This is a genomic window from Mesorhizobium sp. dw_380 (assembly GCF_018588885.1).
Classification (GTDB): domain Bacteria; phylum Pseudomonadota; class Alphaproteobacteria; order Rhizobiales; family Rhizobiaceae; genus Mesorhizobium.
In genome coordinates, this window is the sequence record NZ_JAFFIW010000044.1 from 31,569 (window position 1) to 52,325 (window position 20,757).

General features: G+C 59.4%; 16 protein-coding genes and 3 pseudogenes. 18 read left to right on the plus strand and 1 reads right to left on the minus strand.

The genetic code is table 11. The annotated features are described in order from the left end of the window. The first annotated feature begins 181 nt into the window (after positions 1-181). Positions 182-1,383, plus strand: a pseudogene (locus JT360_RS28090) (IS3 family transposase). On the opposite strand, the pseudogene JT360_RS28095 reads toward JT360_RS28090, so the two are convergent. Next, a pseudogene (locus tag JT360_RS28095) lies at positions 1,375-1,494 on the minus strand (transposase); the annotation flags it as partial. The pseudogenes JT360_RS28090 and JT360_RS28095 sit on opposite strands and share 9 nt — an antisense overlap. 394 nt (positions 1,495-1,888) lie before the next feature. On the opposite strand from JT360_RS28095, the gene queC reads away from it, so the two are divergent. The 17 genes and pseudogenes from queC (at position 1,889) to JT360_RS28175 (ending at position 20,377) form a co-directional block, all read left to right on the plus strand. Then, positions 1,889-2,587, plus strand: a complete 699-nt coding sequence (gene queC / locus JT360_RS28100) for a 7-cyano-7-deazaguanine synthase QueC (protein WP_024505257.1) — start codon at positions 1,889-1,891, stop codon at positions 2,585-2,587. Then, positions 2,587-2,943 (plus strand): 6-carboxytetrahydropterin synthase QueD, encoded by a 357-nt coding sequence (gene queD, locus JT360_RS28105; protein ID WP_024505258.1) that lies wholly within the window; start codon positions 2,587-2,589, stop codon positions 2,941-2,943. The genes queC and queD overlap by 1 nt, the downstream gene beginning before the upstream one ends. Before the next feature lie 5 nt (positions 2,944-2,948). Beyond that, entirely contained in the window at positions 2,949-3,674 is a 726-nt protein-coding gene (queE, locus tag JT360_RS28110) for a 7-carboxy-7-deazaguanine synthase QueE (protein ID WP_164752747.1), read from the plus strand. Positions 3,675-4,444: 770 nt separating this feature from the next. Then, complete coding sequence (locus tag JT360_RS28115; protein WP_063169372.1) at positions 4,445-5,197, plus strand: carbonic anhydrase; 753 nt, start codon at positions 4,445-4,447, stop codon at positions 5,195-5,197. Positions 5,198-5,357: 160 nt separating this feature from the next. Further along, positions 5,358-5,554: pseudogene (locus tag JT360_RS33800) on the plus strand (7-carboxy-7-deazaguanine synthase QueE); the annotation flags it as partial. A gap of 1,050 nt (positions 5,555-6,604) precedes the next feature. Next, complete coding sequence (nifH, locus tag JT360_RS28120) at positions 6,605-7,498, plus strand: nitrogenase iron protein (protein ID WP_024505261.1); 894 nt, start codon at positions 6,605-6,607, stop codon at positions 7,496-7,498. Between the two features lie 87 nt (positions 7,499-7,585). Continuing rightward, complete coding sequence (gene nifD, locus JT360_RS28125; RefSeq protein WP_024505262.1) at positions 7,586-9,088, plus strand: nitrogenase molybdenum-iron protein alpha chain; 1,503 nt, start codon at positions 7,586-7,588, stop codon at positions 9,086-9,088. A 129-nt stretch (positions 9,089-9,217) separates the two neighbouring features. Beyond that, positions 9,218-10,759 (plus strand): nitrogenase molybdenum-iron protein subunit beta, encoded by a 1,542-nt coding sequence (gene nifK, locus JT360_RS28130; RefSeq protein ID WP_024505263.1) that lies wholly within the window; start codon positions 9,218-9,220, stop codon positions 10,757-10,759. Positions 10,760-10,820: 61 nt separating this feature from the next. Beyond that, the gene (gene nifE / locus JT360_RS28135; protein ID WP_095489376.1) at positions 10,821-12,296 is read left to right on the plus strand and encodes a nitrogenase iron-molybdenum cofactor biosynthesis protein NifE; all 1,476 of its coding nucleotides are present in this window, start codon (positions 10,821-10,823) and stop codon (positions 12,294-12,296) included. 8 nt (positions 12,297-12,304) lie between these two features. Further along, positions 12,305-13,657 (plus strand): nitrogenase iron-molybdenum cofactor biosynthesis protein NifN, encoded by a 1,353-nt coding sequence (gene nifN / locus JT360_RS28140; protein ID WP_126104986.1) that lies wholly within the window; start codon positions 12,305-12,307, stop codon positions 13,655-13,657. Next, entirely contained in the window at positions 13,654-14,151 is a 498-nt protein-coding gene (gene nifX, locus JT360_RS28145) for a nitrogen fixation protein NifX (RefSeq protein WP_126097324.1), read from the plus strand. Before nifN ends, nifX begins: the two co-directional genes overlap by 4 nt. Positions 14,152-14,167: 16 nt before the next feature. Then, on the plus strand, positions 14,168-14,647 hold the full coding sequence (locus tag JT360_RS28150; protein ID WP_127308803.1) for a NifX-associated nitrogen fixation protein: 480 nt from the start codon (positions 14,168-14,170) through the stop codon (positions 14,645-14,647). Continuing rightward, positions 14,644-15,459: a response regulator transcription factor gene (locus JT360_RS28155; RefSeq protein ID WP_063169370.1), complete on the plus strand. Its 816-nt coding sequence runs from the start codon at positions 14,644-14,646 to the stop codon at positions 15,457-15,459. Before JT360_RS28150 ends, JT360_RS28155 begins: the two co-directional genes overlap by 4 nt. Positions 15,460-15,554: 95 nt before the next feature. Beyond that, entirely contained in the window at positions 15,555-16,427 is an 873-nt protein-coding gene (locus JT360_RS28160) for a universal stress protein (protein WP_126087041.1), read from the plus strand. An 842-nt stretch (positions 16,428-17,269) separates the two neighbouring features. Next, complete coding sequence (locus JT360_RS28165) at positions 17,270-18,568, plus strand: lysine N(6)-hydroxylase/L-ornithine N(5)-oxygenase family protein (RefSeq protein WP_063169368.1); 1,299 nt, start codon at positions 17,270-17,272, stop codon at positions 18,566-18,568. A gap of 13 nt (positions 18,569-18,581) precedes the next feature. After that, positions 18,582-18,959, plus strand: a complete 378-nt coding sequence (locus JT360_RS28170) for a hypothetical protein (RefSeq protein WP_024505270.1) — start codon at positions 18,582-18,584, stop codon at positions 18,957-18,959. Between the two features lie 272 nt (positions 18,960-19,231). Then, on the plus strand, positions 19,232-20,377 hold the full coding sequence (locus JT360_RS28175; RefSeq protein WP_063170388.1) for a TlpA family protein disulfide reductase: 1,146 nt from the start codon (positions 19,232-19,234) through the stop codon (positions 20,375-20,377). Positions 20,378-20,757: the final 380 nt, after the last annotated feature.

The window sequence follows — 20,757 nt, forward strand, 5'->3', positions numbered from 1 at the left end:
GTGTCAGGTGTAAACCATTGGAGCACGTCCTATCTGATCCAGGTCATATCCTGCGGCTTTGAAGTAGTTGGCACATTCGGCTGGGGTGAAGAGGTCGACGACCGCGCCGAGGCGTCCTGACCTTGCCCCTCTGATCTAATCCGGTTTGAAGTTCGTTCTGGCCCATCCAGAGGACCAGGACATGAAACGCAGCCGCTTCTCTGAAGAGCAGATCATCGGAATTTTGAAGAAACACGAGGCCGGGGTATCGGTTGGCGATCTGTGCCGCAAGCACGGGGTCAGCGACGCCTCGATCTACAATTGGAAGGCCCGCTTCGGCGGATGGATGTCACCGAGGCTCGGCGACCTGAAGGCGCTGGAGGACGAGAACACGCGCCTGAAGCGGCTTTTGGCCGACGCCATGCTCGACAATGCCGCGTTGAAGGACCTTGTGGGAAAGAAATGGTGACGCCCGCCGCCAAGCGGAAAGCTGTCGCTCGCCTGAAGGAAGGCTTCGGGATGAGCGAACGGCGGGCGTGTAAAGCCATCGGCTGTTGCCGCATGACGGTTCGCTACCAGACCAGCAGGCCGGACGACCGGGAGGTTCGCGAGCGGATGAAGGCGATCGCGCAGGAGCGTCGCCGGTTCGGCTACCGGCGTCTTCTCGTGATGCTGAGGCGGGAGGGCCTGGTCGTGAACCACAAGAAGCTGTTCCGGCTCTATCGGGAGGAGAAGCTCGCCGTTCGCCGCCGTGGCGGCCGCAAGCGGGCGATCGGGACCAGGGCGCCGATGCTGGTGCCGCTGAGGCCCGACGAGCGCTGGTCGCTCGACTTCGTATCGGACCAGCTCACCGACGGGCGCCGCTTCCGCATCCTGGCCGTCGTCGACGACTGCACGAGACAGTGCCTGGCACTCATCGTTGATACGTCTCTCTCGGGCATGCGGGTTGCCCGCGAATTGGACCGGCTCATCACCAGCGCGGCCGGCCCAGGATGATCGTCAGCGACAATGGCAGCGAGTTCACCTCGAACGCCATCCTCTCCTGGGCGGATCAGAACCGCGTCGAATGGCATTACATTGCGCCCGGCAAGCCGATGCAGAATGGCTTCATCGAGAGCTTCAACGGCCGACTGCGCGATGAACTGCTCAACGAGACGCTGTTCACCTCGCTGGCTCAGGCGCGCGTAGCCATCGCCCTGTGGCACGCCGACTACAACACCGCGCGGCCGCACTCCCCCCTGGCAGACCCCGGCCAAGTTCGCCAGCACCTTCAATCCGCGACGGTCGCTCGCGCTGCGCTATGCCAAAGGCTCCGCGCCAGCGCCCGTCGCTTCACCCGCCCAGCAGGGCACAACCCACGCCGGAAACGAACTCAAAACTGCTGGGGCAACGTCAGTCCCATAGAGCCTTGATGGTTATCTCGGCCTTTGCTCGCAGCAGCGCCTTAGGTTGGGCGAAGGCGTTCTCAATCGGATTGAAGTCGGGACTGTAGGGCGGCAGGTAGAGCAGGCTCGCCTGCGGCCTCAATCGCGCCGCGCAGGGTTCTCCAGGCGGATGTCGCCAATGTCAAATTTGCTGGCATCCATGTCGCCCTCGCCAACCGCACAAGCGAAGGCCAGAAAGCCAACATGTGTTCTGCGGCTTAATTAAGAGCCAGCCGATGTCGGCCGAACATCACCTTGTCTCGAAGTCGACGATCGGACAGCAGGTTGCGAAAGTTGGCGCGATGCGAAACAAACTGCTGAAGCGCTCAACTTTTATTGATCACGCGTGTTGGACGCGACGCACTCCCGTTCCAATCGGGCTGAGCGCAAATTCTCCCGGTTCACAAAACTGAGTCGCTGGAGTAGTGGGGGCGCAGAGAAATCTCCGGTCGCAGCCTTACCCGGTCAAAACAAGGATACCAATGATGAAGACTCTCGCCGTCTGCTCTGGCGGATTGGACTCCGTTTCCCTTGCTCACATGGTGGCAGCGGAGCACGAACTCACCGGCCTTCTATCTTTCGACTATGGCCAACGGCACAGGAAGGAATTGGGCTTCGCCGCTCTTTGCGCGCAGCGACTGAAGGTCCCGCACCAGATCATCGACATCGGCGAAATTGGCCGTGGCCTTTCCGGCTCAGCGCTGACTAGCAGTATCGACGTGCCGGACGGCCACTACGCCGAAGACACGATGAAGATTACGGTGGTGCCGAACCGCAATGCCATCATGTTGGCAATCGCCTTCGGTCTCGCCGCCGCCCACAGCGCCGAAGCGGTGGCGGCGGCCGTGCATGGTGGGGACCATTTCATCTATCCCGATTGCCGTCCGGCCTTCATTGAAGCTTTCCAGACAATGCAAGACCGCGCGCTCGACGGCTATGCGCAGATACGCCTCTATGCACCGTATGTGAATCTCAGAAAAGCTGACATTGTTGCGGATGGCGCAAGATACGGCACCCCGTTTGCTGAGACCTGGTCCTGTTACAAGGGCGGCGTGCGTCACTGCGGACGATGCGGGACCTGCGTCGAGCGGCGCGAAGCGTTCCATCTCGCCGGGCACGCTGATCCCACCGACTACGAGGACGCCGATTTCTGGCTTGAGGCGCTGCGCAGGAGGCGCGCGTAATGTTCCACATCAGCAAGGAATTCCACTTCTCGGCCTCGCATCAGCTCACCTCCTTGCCTCCCAACCATCAATGCGCGCGCCTGCACGGGCATAACTATGTCGTCGTAGTGCAGCTGTCGGCCAAGGAACTGGACGCCCACGGCTTCGTGCGCGACTATCACGATCTGGCGCCGCTCAAACGCTACATTGACGAGAGCTTCGACCATCGGCACCTCAACGACGTGCTGGGACATGAGAAGGTCACGGCGGAATGCCTGGCCAGACATTTCTATGAATGGTGCAAGGCACGTCTGCCGCAGACCGCGGCCGTGCGCGTTAGCGAAACACCGAAAACTTGGGCGGAATACCGTCCGTGACCGACATGCATCCCGCAATCCGTGTGAGCGAGATATTCGGGCCGACTATCCAGGGCGAGGGCGTGCTCATCGGCTTGCCGACGGTGTTCATCAGAACCGGCGGATGTGATTATCGCTGTTCATGGTGCGACAGCCTTCACGCGGTGGACAATCAGTATCGCCATGAATGGCTACCGATGCCGATCGATGCCGTGTGGCAAACCGTCCATGCGCTTTCCGGCGGCAGGCCGGTTATGGTCTCCTTGTCAGGCGGCAACCCGGCCATTCAGCCGTTCGGTCCCCTCATAGAACGCGGCCATCGCGAGGGCTATCGTTTTGCACTGGAAACGCAGGGTTCCGTGGTGAGGGAGTGGTTTGCGGATCTTGACGTGCTGACCCTTAGCCCAAAGCCGCCGTCCAGCGAGATGACGACCCGTTGGGCTGCGTTTGATGCATGCCTCGAAGCGGCGCAAGAGAAGCCGCAAATCGTGCTCAAGCTCGTCGTTTTCGACGAGAGTGACTATGCCTACGCCAAAGAAGTCGCGGCGAGATATCCGCACCTTCCGATCTATCTGCAACCCGGCAATCACACGCCGCCGCGCCCTGGCAGTGAAGACGCCTCTGTCGACTTGGACGGAATAATGATGCGAATGGAATGGCTTGTCGAAAGGGTGACTAGCGACAGGTGGTTCGAAGCCCGCGTGTTGCCGCAGCTGCACGTTCTGCTTTGGGGTAACAAGAGGGCGGTCTAGTCTGCGGCTTGCGTCGCACCGGAAGGCCGGGCTCCAACGGCTTGGCAGGCTCTCTTCGCGTGCCGAGTACAGCCGAGCTTTGTTCGCGTCAGCGGTCTCGCGATTGTGCGGCTGGAAACCGCCCGGACACCCCGCTGCCGGCGTGTGTCACCTTGACTCCGATGAGCTGTCGTCACGCAAAGTTGAAATCCGCAAGAACTGGCCTTCTCGCCCCACCTGCTCCGTCGCAAGCACGTCATCCCCTCATCCTTGTCCAGCTCTTATCGATGTATCTCATTGTCCGGCCTGACGCACGACTGTCAGCATGGGAATGCATCCATTGCGCAAATGCCTTCCATAAAGAAGATCGATTTCCTCACTGGCCCAACGTGAAATATAGCAACGTTTTCGTGGCGTGGGTCGGCTGCGTCGGGAGTAGCGATGAAAACGTATTAGGGTCGCCTGCGTCTCCTTGGGCAGCGAGTGTAAAGTATAGCGATGCGGCCTCCGGCGCGAACGGCAGCCGCGCAGTGATCACCTTCGCCTGTGCCTTTGCGGCGGGGGTCAAGCGCTGGTCTGCTCAAATTTTTTATCGTTTAGCTGGTTGAAACTGCTCCCGTTGCGGGCTGCAGAAGCCGGCCAGCCGAGAAACGGCAGCCGCACTTATGAAAGCACGCCAAGGCATGCGGGCATCTATCAGTTGCAAAGGACAATACTGGCCGCGCCGATTGGCCATCACGCGTCCATTAGGGCAGCCACCAACATCAGTTCGCAAGAGGAGCAAAAGTAATATGTATCGTCGTCACCTGATCAAAGGGTTGGTTGCGCTCGGCGCATGCCGGATTTGCGTTCAAGCCGCCCAAGCGACCAGTGCCCATTGGGGGTACACCGGTCCGGTCGGACCGGAGCACTGGGCTGATCTGGATAAGGAAAATTTCGTATGCTCTGCCGGCACGCAGCAATCGCCGATCAATATCAACAGCGCGGTCAAGGCGGATATCCCGCATATCGCCATCGGCTGGCACAAGGGCGGCGGCAATATGGTGAACAACGGCCACACCATTCAAATCAATATGCCACAAGGCAGCACGCTGACCCGCGGCGATCGTGTCTACGAACTGGTACAGTTCCATTTCCATGCGCCAAGCGAACATCACGTGGCGGGCAAGAGCTTCCCGATGGAGGTGCATTTCGTTCACAAGGACACGCAAAGTGGTACTCTGGGCGTGCTGGGCGTCTTTTTAACGCCCGGCGCGACAAATGCCAGCTTTGCTGCCCTTGCTGCGGCCTTTCCCGAACTGCCGAATGGGGAGGTGACGATCGACGAGGTGAATCCCAACTGGCTTCTGCCAGCCTCGCTTGGCTATTGGACTTATGAGGGCTCACTGACGACGCCGCCGTGCACCGAAAACGTCGAGTGGATGGTGGCGATGGAACCGGTTGACGTTGATCCGGCAGACATCCAGCGATTTGCCTCCCTCTACCCGTCGAACGCGCGCCCTATTCATTCACCCAATCGACGCTTCATCCTGCGCCAGAGTTGAGCGCCGCCCCAGCGGTTCCGCACGGTCCAACATTCTTGGCACAAGTTGGCGCGAAGCCTCCTCTTCCGGTCTGGCGGTCTGACGGCGCTCCCCAAGCTGGCTAGTCTAAATGATAGGGATTCGGTGCCGACACCACTCGTCCCAAAGACGTCGCGGCGAGGTTTGTCTGCAACCCGGCAATCACACGCCGCCCCGCCGTGGTAATGAAGACGTCTCTGTCGAGTCCGACGGAATATGATGCGCATGGAATCGCTGGTAGAAAAGGTGACCAGCGACAGGTGGTTCGAAGCCCGCGTCTTGCCGCAGCTGCACGTTCTACTCTGGGGTAACAAGAGGGTGGTGTATACCTTCTCCTAGCTTCGCCGCCAACTACTCGGTTTTCCGAATTGCTCTCTATATTCTTGAAGACGATGCGTTCGTTAAAGACATGTGCTGCGCACCTGGTGTAAAAGCTGCTCTCATCATGCAGAGGTCAAGCCAGTCGGGCTCATCCGAGGCTATGGCCGTGAGCACTGTTCAGTTCGGCAGAGAGGGCGCTTTTGTACACACTTTGCGATCGTGGCGGCCCCGTGGGCAGATCTGCAAGCTGCCGCGACACTAACCTCTCGAAGCCTGCCCGCCCGCCTGTTGATGCGTGTCTCCCAGTAAGATCCTGTCCAAGAACGTGATAATCTTCTTGCCAGTGTTGTAGCTGATGTTGCCCTTGATGCCGCAGCCTACCGCGGCGGGACCAAACTCAATGGCAAGCAGGCCGGCTAGGATCGTGCAGCCAGTCGCGAGCCTCGCCCACAACGGGGTCTCACGCGCATGAGGGCGCCGACCATGGGTTCGGCGGTTCGTACGCGTATAACACGTATCTTTCTGAAAAAATCAATGCTCTCGGCTAAGCTACTGAATTATCTGGCTTCCATATAGCGCGTCGGCGGAACCAACTTGTAGACGGGCTATGAAAGGTTAAGCGCGGATGTCTATCGGCCGCCGGCGTTCCCGCTCTGTGAGCCTGCCTGAACTACCCGCGCCGCGGTCAAGCCCCAGGCTCCTGCTCATCCAGCGACCGCCCGATCAATGGCAGGCTGGAAAGACAAGAGCCGATGTCTTCCGATGGTCTCGCCATCAGCTTTGGGCTAACTTCCCCATTCTCCCGCTTCGAGCTCGACTCACGGCGGTTTGGATGGCGCACGACAATCTGTGTCGGCTTTGTCGTGTCCGTGACAGACGCCTGAAAGGCCCGTTCGCGCGTTTTGCCGCCATCTAAGCGGCTGGAATTTAATGACAAAGTTTCTTCTGGGATCGGCCGATCACGCTGGTACGCTTTTTGCGATGCTTGGTGTGAGGCGGCACGAGCTGCCTATCGGCACTTGTGTCGCGGGCAGTCGCGATGATTAGAACGAAGGAAGGAAAGCTATTATGTCAGGTCTGCGTCAGATCGCCTTTTACGGAAAAGGCGGCATCGGCAAGTCCACCACGTCCCAAAATACGCTCGCTGCCCTTGTCGACCTCGGGCAGAGAATCCTCATCGTAGGATGCGACCCCAAAGCCGATTCCACACGCTTGATCCTGAATTCGAAAGCTCAGGATACCGTCCTGGATCTCGCCGCACAGGAAGGTTCGGTGGAAGACCTCGAACTCCAGGACGTGCTCAAGGTGGGCTACAGAGGCATCAAGTGCGTGGAGTCCGGCGGCCCCGAGCCGGGTGTCGGTTGCGCCGGCCGCGGCGTCATCACCTCGATCAATTTCCTCGAGGAGAATGGCGCTTATGACGATGTCGATTATGTCTCCTATGACGTCCTCGGCGACGTGGTATGCGGCGGCTTCGCCATGCCGATCCGCGAAGGCAAGGCCCAGGAGATCTATATCGTCATGTCCGGCGAGATGATGGCGCTCTATGCCGCCAACAACATCGCCAAGGGCATCCTCAAATATGCCCATTCGGGCGGTGTGCGGCTGGGCGGGCTGATCTGCAATGAACGTCAAACCGACCGCGAACTCGATCTGGCCGAAGCACTGGCTGGCCGATTGAATTCCAAGCTCATCCACTTCGTGCCCCGCGACAACATCGTCCAACATGCCGAACTCAGGAAGATGTCGGTGATCCAGTACGCGCCGGACTCAAAGCAGGCAGGGGAATACCGCGCTCTGGCCGAGAAGATCCACGCCAATTCGGGCCAGGGTACGATCCCGACGCCGATCACCATGGAGGAGCTGGAGGAGATGCTGCTCGACTTCGGCATCATGAAGACCGACGAGCAGATGCTTGCCGAGCTTCACTCCAAGGAAGCGGCGAAGGCGGCAGCCCAGTAGTGACATTAGCGCTGCCATCAATCGGCGCGCCTTGCAGAGAACGGCGCCTATTCTTTGAGGCGTCACCCAACCTTGAAAGGGGGACTCATGAGCCGGGAATACGAGAATGACGGTGCTCTTCATGCGAAGCTTATCGAAGAGGTGCTGTCGCATTATCCCGACAAGGCGGCGAAGCGCCGCAAGAAGCACCTCAACGTCGCAAAGAGCGGCAACGAGGCTGGCGGGGAAAGCGAGGTCCTTTCCGAATGCGACGTCAAATCGAACATCAAGTCCATTCCCGGGGTGATGACGATTCGCGGCTGTGCATATGCTGGTTCGAAAGGCGTGGTGTGGGGGCCAGTCAAGGATATGGTCCATATCTCGCACGGCCCGGTCGGCTGCGGCCAATATTCTTGGTCGCAGCGCCGCAACTACTACGTCGGTACAACGGGCGTCGACACGTTCGGGACAATGCAGTTCACCTCCGATTTCCAGGAGAAGGACATCGTCTTCGGCGGCGACAAGAAGCTGGAACAGATCATTGACGAGATTGAAGTCTTGTTTCCGCTCAACAACGGCATCACCGTGCAGTCCGAATGCCCTATCGGCCTGATTGGCGATGACACCGAGGCCGTTTCTCGCAAAAAGACCAAGGAGTATGACAAGACGATCGTGCCGGTACGCTGCGAGGGCTTCCGCGGCGTCTCGCAGTCGCTTGGCCACCACATCGCCAATGATGCAATCCGGGATTGGGTCTTCGACAAAAAGGATGTCAAGTTCGAGGCCGGCCCCTACGACGTCAACGTCATCGGCGACTACAATATCGGCGGCGATGCCTGGGCCTCGCGCATACTGCTTGAGGAGATAGGGCTGCGCGTGGTTGGCAACTGGTCGGGTGACGCCACACTCGCAGAGATCGAGCGCGCCCCGAAGGCTAAGCTCAATCTTATCCACTGCTACCGGTCGATGAATTACATCTGTCGGCATATGGAGGAAAAGTATGGCGTCGCCTGGATGGAGTACAATTTCTTCGGTCCCTCCCAGATCGAAGCCTCTCTGCGCAACATAGCCAAGCATTTTGGGCCGGAAATCGAGGAGAAGACCGAAAAGGTCATTGCCAAGTACAGGCCGCTTGTTGATGCGGTCATCGCCAAGTACCTGTCGCGCCTGGAAGGAAATACCGTGATGCTCTATGTGGGCGGCCTGCGCCCCCGCCACGTCGTCACGGCCTACGAGGACCTCGGCATGGTCATCGTGGGCACCGGCTATGAATTCGCCCACAGCGACGACTATCAGCGCACCGGCCACTACGTGAAGAACGGCACGCTGATCTACGATGACGTGACCGGCTATGAGTTGGAGAAATTCATCGAAGGGATTCGCCCAAATCTGGTCGGCTCGGGAATCAAAGAAAAATACCCGGTGCAGAAGATGGGCATACCGTTCCGCCAGATGCATTCCTGGGATTATTCAGGCCCGTATCACGGCTACGATGGCTTTGCCATTTTCGCACGTGATGTGGATCTCGCCATTAACAACCCGGTCTGGGACCTATTCCACGCGCCTTGGAAAAGAAGCCGGGGCGATGAGCGGGCGATGGCTGCCGAATAAACATTTGCTTCAGCCCCAGTCTCCCACTGAGACGGTGAACTCCCGCGGCCTCTGATCCGCCGGAGCCTGGAACGTCTTGACGTCCTGAGCTGCCGTCCCGCGCAGCCAGATGCAAAAGAGGTAATCATCATGCCGCAGTCGGCTGAAAAAATTCTCGATCACGCTCCCCTGTTCCGCGAGCCGGAATACAGAAAGATGCTCGCTGAGAAGAAGCTAAACTTCGAATGTCCGCACCCCGATGAAATCGTTTCCGATCAGCGCGATTTCACCCAGACGTGGGAATACCGCGAAAAGAACCTCGCCCGCAAAGCGCTTGTCGTGAACCCGGCCAAGGCCTGCCAGCCGCTGGGTGCGGTATTCGCTGCCGCCGGCTTCGAGCGAACCATGTCCTTCGTCCACGGCAGCCAAGGTTGCGTCGCCTATTACCGCTCGCACCTGTCGCGCCATTTCAAGGAGCCTGCCGCGGCGGTCTCCTCCTCAATGACCGAGGATGCGGCGGTGTTTGGCGGCCTGAAGAACATGGTCGACGGGCTCGCCAACACCTACCAGCTCTACGACCCCAAGATGATTGCCGTGTCGACGACCTGTATGGCAGAGGTCATTGGCGACGACCTGCACAGCTTCATCCAGAACGCCAAGGACGAAGATTCAGTCCCGCGCGACTTCGACGTGCCCTTTGCCCACACCCCGGCCTTCGTTGGCAGTCATGTCGACGGCTATGACAACATGGTCAAAGGCATTTTGGAGCACTTCTGGAAAGGTCAGGAGCGTACGCAAATCGAAGGAACCATCAACATCATTCCGGGCTTCGACGGCTTCTGCGTCGGCAACAACCGGGAGCTCAAGCGCCTGCTCGATGTAATGGGCGTGTCCTATACATTGATCCAGGATGCCTCTGACCAGTTCGATACGCCTTCGGACGGTGAATACCGCATGTATGACGGGGGCACGAAGATCAACGAGGTGAAGAAGGCCCTCAACGCCGAGGCAACGCTTTCGCTGCAGCATCACAACACCCGAAAGACACTGGGCTATTGCGAGGAGGTCGGGCAGGCGACGGCCTCGTTCCACTATCCGCTCGGCGTTCAGGCGACGGACGAATTCCTGATGGAGGTCGCGGCGATTTCCGGCAAGGAGATTCCCGAGGCAATTCGCCTCGAGCGCGGCCGACTGGTAGACGCCATGGCGGACAGCCAATCCTGGTTGCATGGTAAGAAATACGCCATCTACGGTGATCCCGACTTCGTTCACGCAATGGCCCGCTTTGTCATGGAGACCGGCGGCGAGCCAACCCATTGCCTCGCCACCAATGGCACCTCGGCATGGGAAGCCGATTTGAAGAAGCTGCTAGCATCCTCGCCTTTCGGCAAGGCTGCCCAGGTTTGGGCGGGCAAGGACCTGTGGGCGCTGCGCTCACTGCTCTTTACCGAGCCGGTGGACCTTTTGATCGGCAATTCCTACGGCAAGTACCTGGAGCGCGACACCGGAACACCGCTGATCCGGCTGATGTTTCCGATTTTCGATCGGCACCATCATCACCGCTTTGCGCTCTTTGGCTACCAGGGCGCGTTGCGCGTGCTGACGACGATCCTCGACAAGATCTTCGACAAACTCGATCGCGAGACGAGCGAGACGGGTGTGACGGATTATTCCTATGACCTCACGCGCTAAGAGCCGTGGCCGGCTTTTCGCCGAGGCCATTCCTTGCCCAATGGACTGGGGAGGCTGAGCAATGTCCTCCCTCAGCGCCAAAATCAAGGACGCCTTCGATGAGCCCGCCTGCGATAAGAACCGTGGCAAAGATGCCAAGGCGCGCAAGGAGGGCTGCTCGAAGTCGCTGACACCAGGGGCGGCAGCCGGCGGCTGCGCCTTTGACGGAGCCAAGATCGTCCTGCAGCCGATCACCGACGTTGCGCATCTGGTCCATGCGCCGCTCGCCTGCGAGGGCAATTCTTGGGACAACCGTGGTGCGGTTTCGTCAGGGCCGACCTTGTGGCGGACAAGCTTCACGACCGACCTCACCGAACTCGACCTTGTGATGGGGCAGGGCGAGCGGAAACTCTTCAAGGCGATCCGCGAGATCAAGCACACATACGCGCCGCCGGCGATCTTCGTCTACTCGACTTGCGTAACGGCGCTGATCGGTGACGACATCGAGGCCGTGTGCAAACGCGCCACGGAAAAGTTCGGTTTGGCCGTGGTGCCGATCAATGCGCCTGGCCTGGCAGGCTCCAAGAACCTCGGCAATAAGCTCGCCGCCGAGGCGTTGCTCGATCATGTCATCGGCACGGTCGAACCCGACGACCCCGGACCCTACGACATCAACATCCTTGGCGAATTCAACCTCTCGGGCGAATTCTGGCTTGTAAAGCCGCTCCTCGATCGGCTCGGGATCCGGGTGCGCGCCTGCATTCCCGGCGATGCGCGTTACCGCGACATTGCTTCCGCGCACCGCGCCCGGGCGGCAATGATGGTGTGCTCGACCGCGCTGATCAGTCTTGCCCGCAAGATGGAGGAGCGCTGGGACATCCCGTTCTTCGAGGGCTCCTTCTATGGCATCTCCGACACATCGCAAGCTCTTCGAAACCTTGTCAGGCTGCTGGTGAGGAAGGGCGCCGATCCGGAGATCCTCGAGCGCACAGAGACGCTGATCGCGCAGCAGGAGGCGATCGCGTGGAAGAAACTCGAATCCTACCGGCAAAGGCTCCAAGGCAAGCGCGTGCTGCTCAACACAGGCGGTGTGAAGTCCTGGTCGGTTGTCCATGCGCTGATGGAGATCGGAATCGAGATCGTCGGCACCTCGATCAAGAAATCTACGGTGCAGGACAAGGAGCGCATCAAACAAGTTCTCAAGCACGACAAGCACATGTTCGAATCCATGGCTGCGAGCGAGCTGTACGCCATGCTCTCTGAACACAGGGCCGATATCATGCTGTCGGGCGGTCGCACGCAATTCATTGCGCTCAAGGCCAAGACGCCCTGGCTCGATATCAACCAGGAGCGCCAGCATCCTTATGCCGGCTATGACGGCATGGTGGAACTCGTACGCCAGATTGACCTCGCCATTCACAATCCGATCTGGTCTCAGGTGCGCCAGCCGGCCCCGTGGGATTGCCAGCCTGAGCTGATAGGCGAATTGCCGTGCACGAGGAACGAGACCGCGTACCTGTTTGATGAATTCGCCTGCGCGACGGCACACGAGTGTTGAGGCGACCGATGGCCCGCATCCTTCCCCAGAGCAAATCGGCGGCAGTCAACCCGCTGAAGTCGTCGCAGCCGCTGGGTGCCGCCTTTGCCTTTCTTGGCGTCGACGGTGCGATGCCGCTGTTCCACGGCAGCCAAGGCTGCACAAGCTTTGCGCTCGTTCTCTTCGTGCGGCACTTCAAAGAAGCGATTCCCTTGCAGACTACGGCGATGGATGAGGTGGCGACCATCCTCGGCGCAGCCGACCATCTGGAAGAGGCGATCCTCAACCTCAAGAACCGCACGAAGCCAACGCTGATCGGAGTGTGCACGACCGCGCTGGTGGAGACGCGTGGCGAAGATTGCGCGGGTGATATTGCCAACATCATGCGGAAGCACACGCAACAGCTTGCGGGTACGGAGGTCGTGCTGGCCAACACGCCGGATTTTGACGGCGCGATCGAAGAGGGCTGGGCCAAGGCAGTCACCGCAATGATCGAAGGGATTACGCGCTCGGGCGAACGGGCGCGGCACCCGAAGAAGATCGCAATCCTGCCCGGATGCAACCTCTCTGTCGCCGACATCGAGCATATGCGGGACATGGTTGAAAGCTTTGGGCTCAAGCCGGTTATTCTGCCCGACATTTCAGGCTCGCTCGACGGTACGGTTCCTGACCGCTGGGTAGCGACCACATACGGCGGCACCAGCGTCGAAGACATTCGCGAGTTGGGTACGGCCATGCGATGCATCGCCATCGGTGAGCACATGCGCCGCCCGGCGAAAGCGCTGCTCGGGTTGACCGGCGTGCCTTACGTGTTGTTCCAGTCACTGACTGGGCTGCAGGACACGGACCGCTTCGTGTCGCTGCTGTCTTCGATTTCGGGCGCGGCGGTACCGGCCCGCGTGCGCCGGCGCCGGGCGCAATTGCAGGACGCGATGCTCGACGGACATTTCCATTTCGGCGGCAAGAAAATTGCCATCGCTGCCGAACCAGACCAGCTGTTCCAACTTGCAACCTTCTTTGCTGGTCTCGGCTCCGAGATAGCCGCGGCCGTCACAACGACCGACAGGTCTAAAATTCTCAAGAAAGTCCCGGCGGTTTCGGTTCAGATCGGCGATCTCGGCGATCTGGAAAGTCTTGCCGTCGGTGCTGACCTGCTTGTCACGCATTCGCACGGGCGCCAAGCATCGGAGCGGCTCGGAATTCCGCTCATGCGCATCGGGTTCCCGGTCTTCGATCGACTAGGCAGCCAGCACAAGCTCGCAATTCTCTATCAGGGCACCCGCGACATGATCTTCGAGGTCGCCAGCATCTTCCAGGCCAACCAACACGCGCCCACTCCTGAGGCGCTTGATCCACTCCGTAATCGAGAAATATCACGATGAACGCTGTTCGCCGCCTCTCGCTGGTCAGTAATGAGGTTTTCGCCCCGATGCCTGAACGACGTAAGGGCGCATTGCGCGTTGCGATCGCCACTCAGGACATGCAGGACCTCAACGCCCATTTCGGGTCGGCCAGGCGCTTTGCTGTCTACGACGTGACGCGCGAGGAATGGAATCTCGTAGAAGCCGTGGCCTTCGATGACGTGTCCGATGAAAGCGGGGAGCATCGGGCCGAGCGCGATGATCGCATCACGCCAAAGGTGGATGCGCTCAAGGGCTGTCAGATCCTGTTTTGTCTGGCAATTGGCGGCCCTTCGGCAGCCAAGCTTGTCGCGGCAAAAATCCACCCGATCAAAGTGGCGGAGCCCCAATCGATCCCACAGGTGCTCTTGCGCACGCAGATGATGCTCAGGACGTGTCCTCCGCCTTGGCTGCGCAAGGTGCTGGCGCGAGCGGGCATTGCCGAAAAGAAACCGTCCTTCGAGGACGAGGACTGAAAAGAGGAGGACGCCAATGCCTGACCCCGCAATCCCCCCAGCTGTCGCCGAAGACGAGGCGGCTCTTTGCACCCCGTTCGTCAAATGCCTCGTGCGGCTGATCCGTTCTCAGGATTCCTATGGCTCGTGGGAACGCAAAGCGGACGCTGAGCTGCTGGGCGACTTCATCATTACCAAGGATCAGCGCCGAGGGATCCCAATCATCGGAGATCCCGATCCCGACGTGCTGTGGAGGCTCGACAAGTACTACGCCGCCATCGGGCTTGCGATCGAGGAGCGCTGCGGCCTTATGGCATCGCCGATGATCCAGGTGAGCCATGAGGGTTTTGGTCGGGTGCTTTTCACGACCGGACGGCTGGTCGTTCTGTCCAAAACGCTGCGCGATGTCCACCGGTTTGGCTTCGAGACGCTCCTGAAGCTCGCCACGGCCGGTACGAAGTTGGTCGACGATGCGATTTCAGTCATCGAAACCTTTCCCCACGTGGCGCTGGCATGATGGGCGCGATTTTCGAGAAAGGCCATCATGACGGACCCGAGAAACTATGTTGGCCAGTCCCCTCGATCCAGGGACTCGAGGCCGACCAGGTTGTTGGGGTATCGCCGATGAAGAAGCCGCTGGTCCTGATCTGCTCGCAAGATGCCGAGTTCTATCTGCTCTACAGCCACATACTGGAGGTTGACGGTTTCAGCAGTGAGACGGCAGACGGCGCGAAGGCTGCGCTGGCCTTGGCCGAACAACGGGAGCTTCAGGCCGTAGTGCTGGATTGCGACCCAGCCAGCATAAACGGGTCCGCAATTTGCGCCCACCTCAAGCGGGAACCGCGCACCACCGACCTGCCTATCATCGCCCTGATCGCGCCTGGCGCCGAGCACCAGCACCTCGATCTCTTGAAGGCAGGCGTTGAGAGCTTTGTGCGGCCGGTGGCTCCGGCCAAGCTGCTCGACTGCCTGCGGGCGAGGCTCGGGCTGACCAAGCGTGGTCCGAACGGGGTTGAAAACGACAGTTGGATTTGTTGTGGAGGCCTGGAGATGAAGCTCGATGCCCATCGGGTTCGCGGTAATGGCCACGACATCCATCTCGGACGGATCGATTTCAACGTGCTGCGGCTTATGATTGAGGCCCCCGGCAAGGTCTTCAGCCGGGACGAGCTTATCGGGGCGGCCTGGCTGCCCAACATTCATGTCGGTGCACGCACCGTCGATGTCCATATCAGCCGAATCAGGAGGGCGCTGAAAACGGCCTTGCCCGGCAGCGTCATTCGCACCGTCAGGTCGGCCGGCTACTCGCTCGAGAAGCCGGACGACTGAAATCGGTGATCGAACGTGGTGCCGCTCTCTCTTCCTCCTGAGAGCGGTGTTGCCGCTTTGAGGCGCTCCTAACGAAGACCAGGAGAAGCAGGCAAATGGAATTTAAAAGCATATTCAGTGTGACGGGTGCTGATCATTCTGATGAGGACCTCACAACAGCTGCCGGACTGTGTGCCGAGGTCGGCGCGCACCTATCGGTACTCATTATACCGCCTCCATTGCTCTTGATGTTGTCTCCGCCCCCCGAATGGAATACAGGACGTGCACAGGCAATTGCAGTACCGAACTATCGATTTCAGCAAATCGAGAAATTTTCACAGGACGTGACCAGAATGGAAAGACGGTCCGCGGATATCCTCAAAAGGCTGAAAGCTATGTCGCTTTCCTGTGACGTTGACACCGACTATTGCGATCCGGCTAGCCTCGGTGAAGTGGCACGACAGCGGGCGCTCTGCGCTGACCTGACGATCGTTGGAGGAGACCTCCTCAACGATGAGACTCTCGGACCTCCTGTTGTCAACGGCTGCTTGTTCGATAGCGGAAAGCCGGTGCTCATCGTGCCGAAGGGCGTTAAGGCGACGCTGTCGCCTCGACGCGTGCTGGTCGGCTGGGATTCGCGTGTAGAGGCCTCGCGTGCGGTTCGGGAAGCTCTTAGTATCCTATCCGCTGCCAAGGAAGTCTGTGTCGCTATGGTCGATCCAAAGGCGCAAAACAACGGGAAAGGCGCGCAGTCTGGAGCTGACATCGCTGCCTATCTTACTCGGCACGGTGCTCGGGTCTCCGTTGACCTGCTTAAGAGCGCCGGCAAATCGGCGGGCACAGTGCTGACCCAGCACGCGAACGACATCTGTGCTGACATGATGGTCATGGGTGCTTATGGCAGCCGTGGGCTGCGTGAGCGGATTTTCGGCGGTCCGCCGAGCTGGAGCTTTGGGAAGACCACATTGCCGCTGTTTTTGGCTCGCTGATCAGCTCCGTAGGAACACCGATCAGGTCGTAGGACCGCCAACCAGTCCGAAGTCGTCGTCGGTTACCGGTCGGATTGCGGAGACATGGCTGGATCCGCGAACATCTTGCGACGCTTGTCAGAGCCAAACCGGACGCCTCGACTGCTTCACGACGCTCTCGTGAACCAACTCGTGCGAGATCGTCCGCAACGGGCAGTAAAGACGAACGGCTGCAGCAGACCGCAGCCAAGCCACAGGGCGGGTGTACCAGGAGACCCCGCCTCGTGCGCGAACCCTGTTGGAAGGCCCCTTATCAGTACCCGGACGCGCGTCAAATCGGCGGCTGTCCCTGTCAGCCTGCGGTGTGCAAGGGCCGCTGCCGCGGAGCTTCCCCTGCCCGATCGTCGGGCGTGCGACAATGTCGGATTCCAGACGAGCTGGAACTGCGCGAACTCGTTGGTTTGACAGGTCTTTATCCGGCACGCCGCATGCATGGGAGTCTCCGAAAGCATTAAGAGCCGTTATCCATGGTTACGCCCCTCGAAAGAAAGAGCCGCTTCCGTCGTGGCAGGGAAACAGCCACTCCTGGGGTGGAGGCCGGCGCTAGAAGCCGCCGTAAGATCCGGAAGAGCCGCGCGACAGCATCACACACTTTCCTTCTGCTCTTGGGTTCGGATCACGCCGCGCCGCTGTCGATGCCGCCGACATTGAGCCCAAGACCTGGAAGGCGGCACACGCTTTTGCTGTCCTCTCAGTCGGGACCGCGGCTCAAGCATGCCTGTGAGGTTCGCATTGCTCAATGCCCGGCAATCGACGTCAACATGCCGCTGAGTTGGAAAACACTCCTAGAGGAGTAAGGATAAGTGGACCTCTTTTGTATTGGTGTGGGTGCTGGACCATCTAATTTGAGCCTTGCGTGTCAGATACAGGAAGAGATTGCGCAAGGGGCACTGTTCCTGGACCGGGAGGTCGATTTCCGAGGACATCCAGGCAGCGCTTTCGATTGCGCGGAGCTCCAGGTCGGCCACTTCCAGGATCTGGTTACTCTGGTCAATCCGCGATCAGCCTACACATTCGTAAACTACCTCCACGAGAACGGGCGTCTTTACAATTTCCTCAATGCGCAATTTCACGGGGTGCTTAGAGCCGAGTTCGCCCAATATCTCAACTGGGCGTTCCAGAAGAATCCGCTTGTCCGTGGCGGCGAGGCCGTTCGCGAAATCCGCTTTGACGGCGAGTTTCGCGTGCGGACGGACAACGCGGTCCTTGATGCAAGAAACCTCGTCATCGACATAGGCAAGCAGGCGCAAATTCCGCCTCAGTTTCATGGCTGGACTGGACCCAACCTGTTCCACTCATCTGAGTTGGCCCACATCAATCCTGAGGTGCAAAAAAAGCATGTCTGCGTTGTTGGCGGCGGACAGTCGGGAGCCGAGCTGCTACTGCACCTTGTCGGCCGGCCGAAAGAACGGCGGCCCGCGGCGATCACATGGGTCTTGACGCGCGAGATGCCTTTCGACGACCACGCGTTCACAAACGGGCTGTTCACGCCATGCTTCTCGGATCGTTTTGCTGCGATGAGCGAGGTGCATCGACAGCTGTTCCTGCGGCGTTTCGCGCTTGCCTCCGAGGGCATTTCAGAAAGCAAGTTGCGCGCGGTCTATCAGGCGCTCTACCACCACGCCTTTCTCGAGCCACACCAATGCGAGATCACATTGCGGCCAAGTTGCAACGTGTCGCGCTGCATCAATGCCGGAGCAGGGCACAGGCTCACGCTGCAACGCGGCTTGGACAACATCGGAGAAGTAACCGCCGATATCGTCATCCTGGCCACCGGGTACGAGAAACCGCTGCCGGGTTTCCTAGAACCGATCGCAGATCGCCTCGAACAGATCGGCAATGAGCTCGCCATCGGCGAGGATTTTTCGGTGTACTGGGACGGACCGCGAGACCGACGCCTTTTCGTTCAGAACGCCTGCCTTGGACAGCGCGGGCTGGCTGATCCGAACTTTGGGCTGCTGGCCTGGCGAGCGCGCCGCATCCTTGACAGCCTTCTGCGGCGCGCGCCATGCGCCAATCCCGAGCATCTAGGGTTCATCAACCGTCCCTTGACGGAGTGCTGGCCCGACCTCGGAGTCGAACAAATGGGCAGCGGGATATGATTCGTCGATATTGATGATCGGCGGTGGCATTCAGGAAAGATTTCCGCCTCTGGCGGCAAAAGCGGGACGAGCAATATTCCTACGGCGTCAGATCGCTCTGCTCGCGCTTGAGCAAGGTAGCGTCGCGCGACTCCTGCTTGGCGTGAAACAGCAAAGGGCATTCAATCACGATGCAGCTTTACGTGCTGTCGGGCTCAACGCCACGTGGATCGAGCCCAACGCCGCCGTTGGCAACCGCGACGCGAATTATGACGCCGGGCCACATGCGGCGGTGGCTGCAAGGGTACCGAGCCTCTCCCGCACTTTCGACCCCATCGCCGAAGTGCGACTACTCCAGGACGCCGAAGCCGGTCTTATCGCCAGCGGGCCAGCCAAACTCTCACCTTCCTAAACGGCAGCCGCTAAGGTGAGCCGTCGAAAGCCGACATTCAGGTTAACGTCAGCTGGCCGTGTTAGGGCTCGCTTATTCAAGGCGGTACCGGCGCTTGCCGAAGCTAAGAAGGGTTGGCATGCCCTTTGCCGTGCTTGATGTGCGGCAACACGGTGAGAGCTCCGCTGAAGCAAGCGAGAGGGAGCAATGCCCTCGAGACCGTGTCCGATTTTGACTGGAAAATATTCCGCGACAAAAGAGACGAAAGGTGTGGAATGACTTTGGACACCAAGATGGAACTGCGTATGGGGTCCCCGGCTCCTGCGCTGAAAGTGGAGAACTGGCTGCGTGGCGAGCCCCTCACGAGCCTTCGGCCCGGCAAGGTCTACCTCGTTGAATTTTGGGCGACTTGGTGCCGACCATGTGTCCACGCCATGCCCCATTTGATCGAACTGCAGGAGAAATATAAAGACAGCGGATTTGAGATTATCGGAGTCGCAGCTTGCGAAAAGGCTGCAACCGCGGACGAAGCGCGGACCAACGTGGATGCCTGGCTGACCGAGAAGTTCCCGAATCTGAATTATCGGACAGCGTTCGATTGCACTGGCGAAATGAAAAAGCTCTGGCTGGAACCCAGCTCTTCGTTCGGGATTCCCACCTCGTTCGTGGTCGACCGCGACGGCCACATCGCTTATATCGGCCACCCGGCACCTCTCGATGACGTTTTGCCGAAAGTCCTTAACGGCAGCTGGCGCAGCAGCTATGAAGCGAAAGCCGTCGATGCAAAGCGAATCTCGCGTGTGCGCGAATCGTCGCTGAGTCAGCCGATATACGCCAAACTTGGGCCGGCGATGCAGGACGAGGATTGGGCAGCGGCACTATTGGCCATCGAAGAAGGCCTCGCCGTGATGCCAGACTCTTTTGATTTTCGGCGGGTTCATGCGGATATTCTGCTTCACAAGCTGCGCGACATCAAAACCGGCTTGCCGCTTATGCGCGAATTGGTCGAGGACGCGATCAACAAAAAGTTCGAAGCGATGTCTTGGGTGGTGATGGCGCTGAACCAACTCTTCCATCCCACGATCGACAACTCCCATCTTCCGCATGATGATCGCTTTGCGATGGGCAAGGAGCTCTCCGAACAGATCCTGGAACTTAATCCTCCGCAAGGCGATGGAGACTTTAAATTCGGGTGTTACTTTCCGGTCGCTCAGTATTATTACGAGAGCGGCAACAAGGACCGGGCGATCGAGTTGATCGAGGTGGCAATCAAATCGCTGGACCATTCGGAGCCAGTGCCGGACCAAACCAAACAGCGCTACCTCACCTCGTTGCTCCAAGCCCTGGCCAACTACACGGGTGAGCCTGCCTGTCACGCGGGTCTCTGTGTGGCTCCGCAAAACAAGACTTCCGAAACTCAAAACGCTGTCACTTCCTGAGCAAGGATCGCGAAGGGCATGACAATTGGAATTGAACACCGGCAAATCCGCCCGCCCAGGCGCACTTCGCAGCAATAACGTCGATGCCGCAAAAGTGCGCGGCTTGCGGCAGGTGGAATTTCCATTGCGTTTACCTCGGGTCGAACCGCGGCGCAGGCGTTCGCGCCGCGGTGAAAGGTCTCGCATTGGTGGACGTGCTCGAGGTCGGCCACGGGACACTGTTGCGTGGGATCGGCTCGCCCAAGCCATTCCCCGCCCACGCAAGCGCCCGAACCACACATCGCAGAAAAAGAGATCGTCCTTCAAGAGGAGTACTGAAATTGGGGAAAAGCGAAATTCCTCATGAACCGGTTGGCCCTGCTGTCCACGGGGACGACGAG

Excerpts from the sequence above, each read along its gene's own strand:
- queC (WP_024505257.1), top strand. The coding sequence starts at position 1,889 with ATGAAGACTCTCGCCGTCTGCTCTGGCGGATTGGACTCCGTTTCCCTT.
- queD (WP_024505258.1), top strand. The coding sequence starts at position 2,587 with ATGTTCCACATCAGCAAGGAATTCCACTTCTCGGCCTCGCATCAGCTC.
- queE (WP_164752747.1), top strand. The coding sequence starts at position 2,949 with ATGCATCCCGCAATCCGTGTGAGCGAGATATTCGGGCCGACTATCCAG.
- JT360_RS28115 (WP_063169372.1), top strand. The coding sequence starts at position 4,445 with ATGTATCGTCGTCACCTGATCAAAGGGTTGGTTGCGCTCGGCGCATGC.
- nifH (WP_024505261.1), top strand. The coding sequence starts at position 6,605 with ATGTCAGGTCTGCGTCAGATCGCCTTTTACGGAAAAGGCGGCATCGGC.
- nifD (WP_024505262.1), top strand. The coding sequence starts at position 7,586 with ATGAGCCGGGAATACGAGAATGACGGTGCTCTTCATGCGAAGCTTATC.
- nifK (WP_024505263.1), top strand. The coding sequence starts at position 9,218 with ATGCCGCAGTCGGCTGAAAAAATTCTCGATCACGCTCCCCTGTTCCGC.
- nifE (WP_095489376.1), top strand. The coding sequence starts at position 10,821 with ATGTCCTCCCTCAGCGCCAAAATCAAGGACGCCTTCGATGAGCCCGCC.
- nifN (WP_126104986.1), top strand. The coding sequence starts at position 12,305 with ATGGCCCGCATCCTTCCCCAGAGCAAATCGGCGGCAGTCAACCCGCTG.
- nifX (WP_126097324.1), top strand. The coding sequence starts at position 13,654 with ATGAACGCTGTTCGCCGCCTCTCGCTGGTCAGTAATGAGGTTTTCGCC.
- JT360_RS28150 (WP_127308803.1), top strand. The coding sequence starts at position 14,168 with ATGCCTGACCCCGCAATCCCCCCAGCTGTCGCCGAAGACGAGGCGGCT.
- JT360_RS28155 (WP_063169370.1), top strand. The coding sequence starts at position 14,644 with ATGATGGGCGCGATTTTCGAGAAAGGCCATCATGACGGACCCGAGAAA.
- JT360_RS28160 (WP_126087041.1), top strand. The coding sequence starts at position 15,555 with ATGGAATTTAAAAGCATATTCAGTGTGACGGGTGCTGATCATTCTGAT.
- JT360_RS28170 (WP_024505270.1), top strand. The coding sequence starts at position 18,582 with ATGATCGGCGGTGGCATTCAGGAAAGATTTCCGCCTCTGGCGGCAAAA.
- JT360_RS28175 (WP_063170388.1), top strand. The coding sequence starts at position 19,232 with ATGGAACTGCGTATGGGGTCCCCGGCTCCTGCGCTGAAAGTGGAGAAC.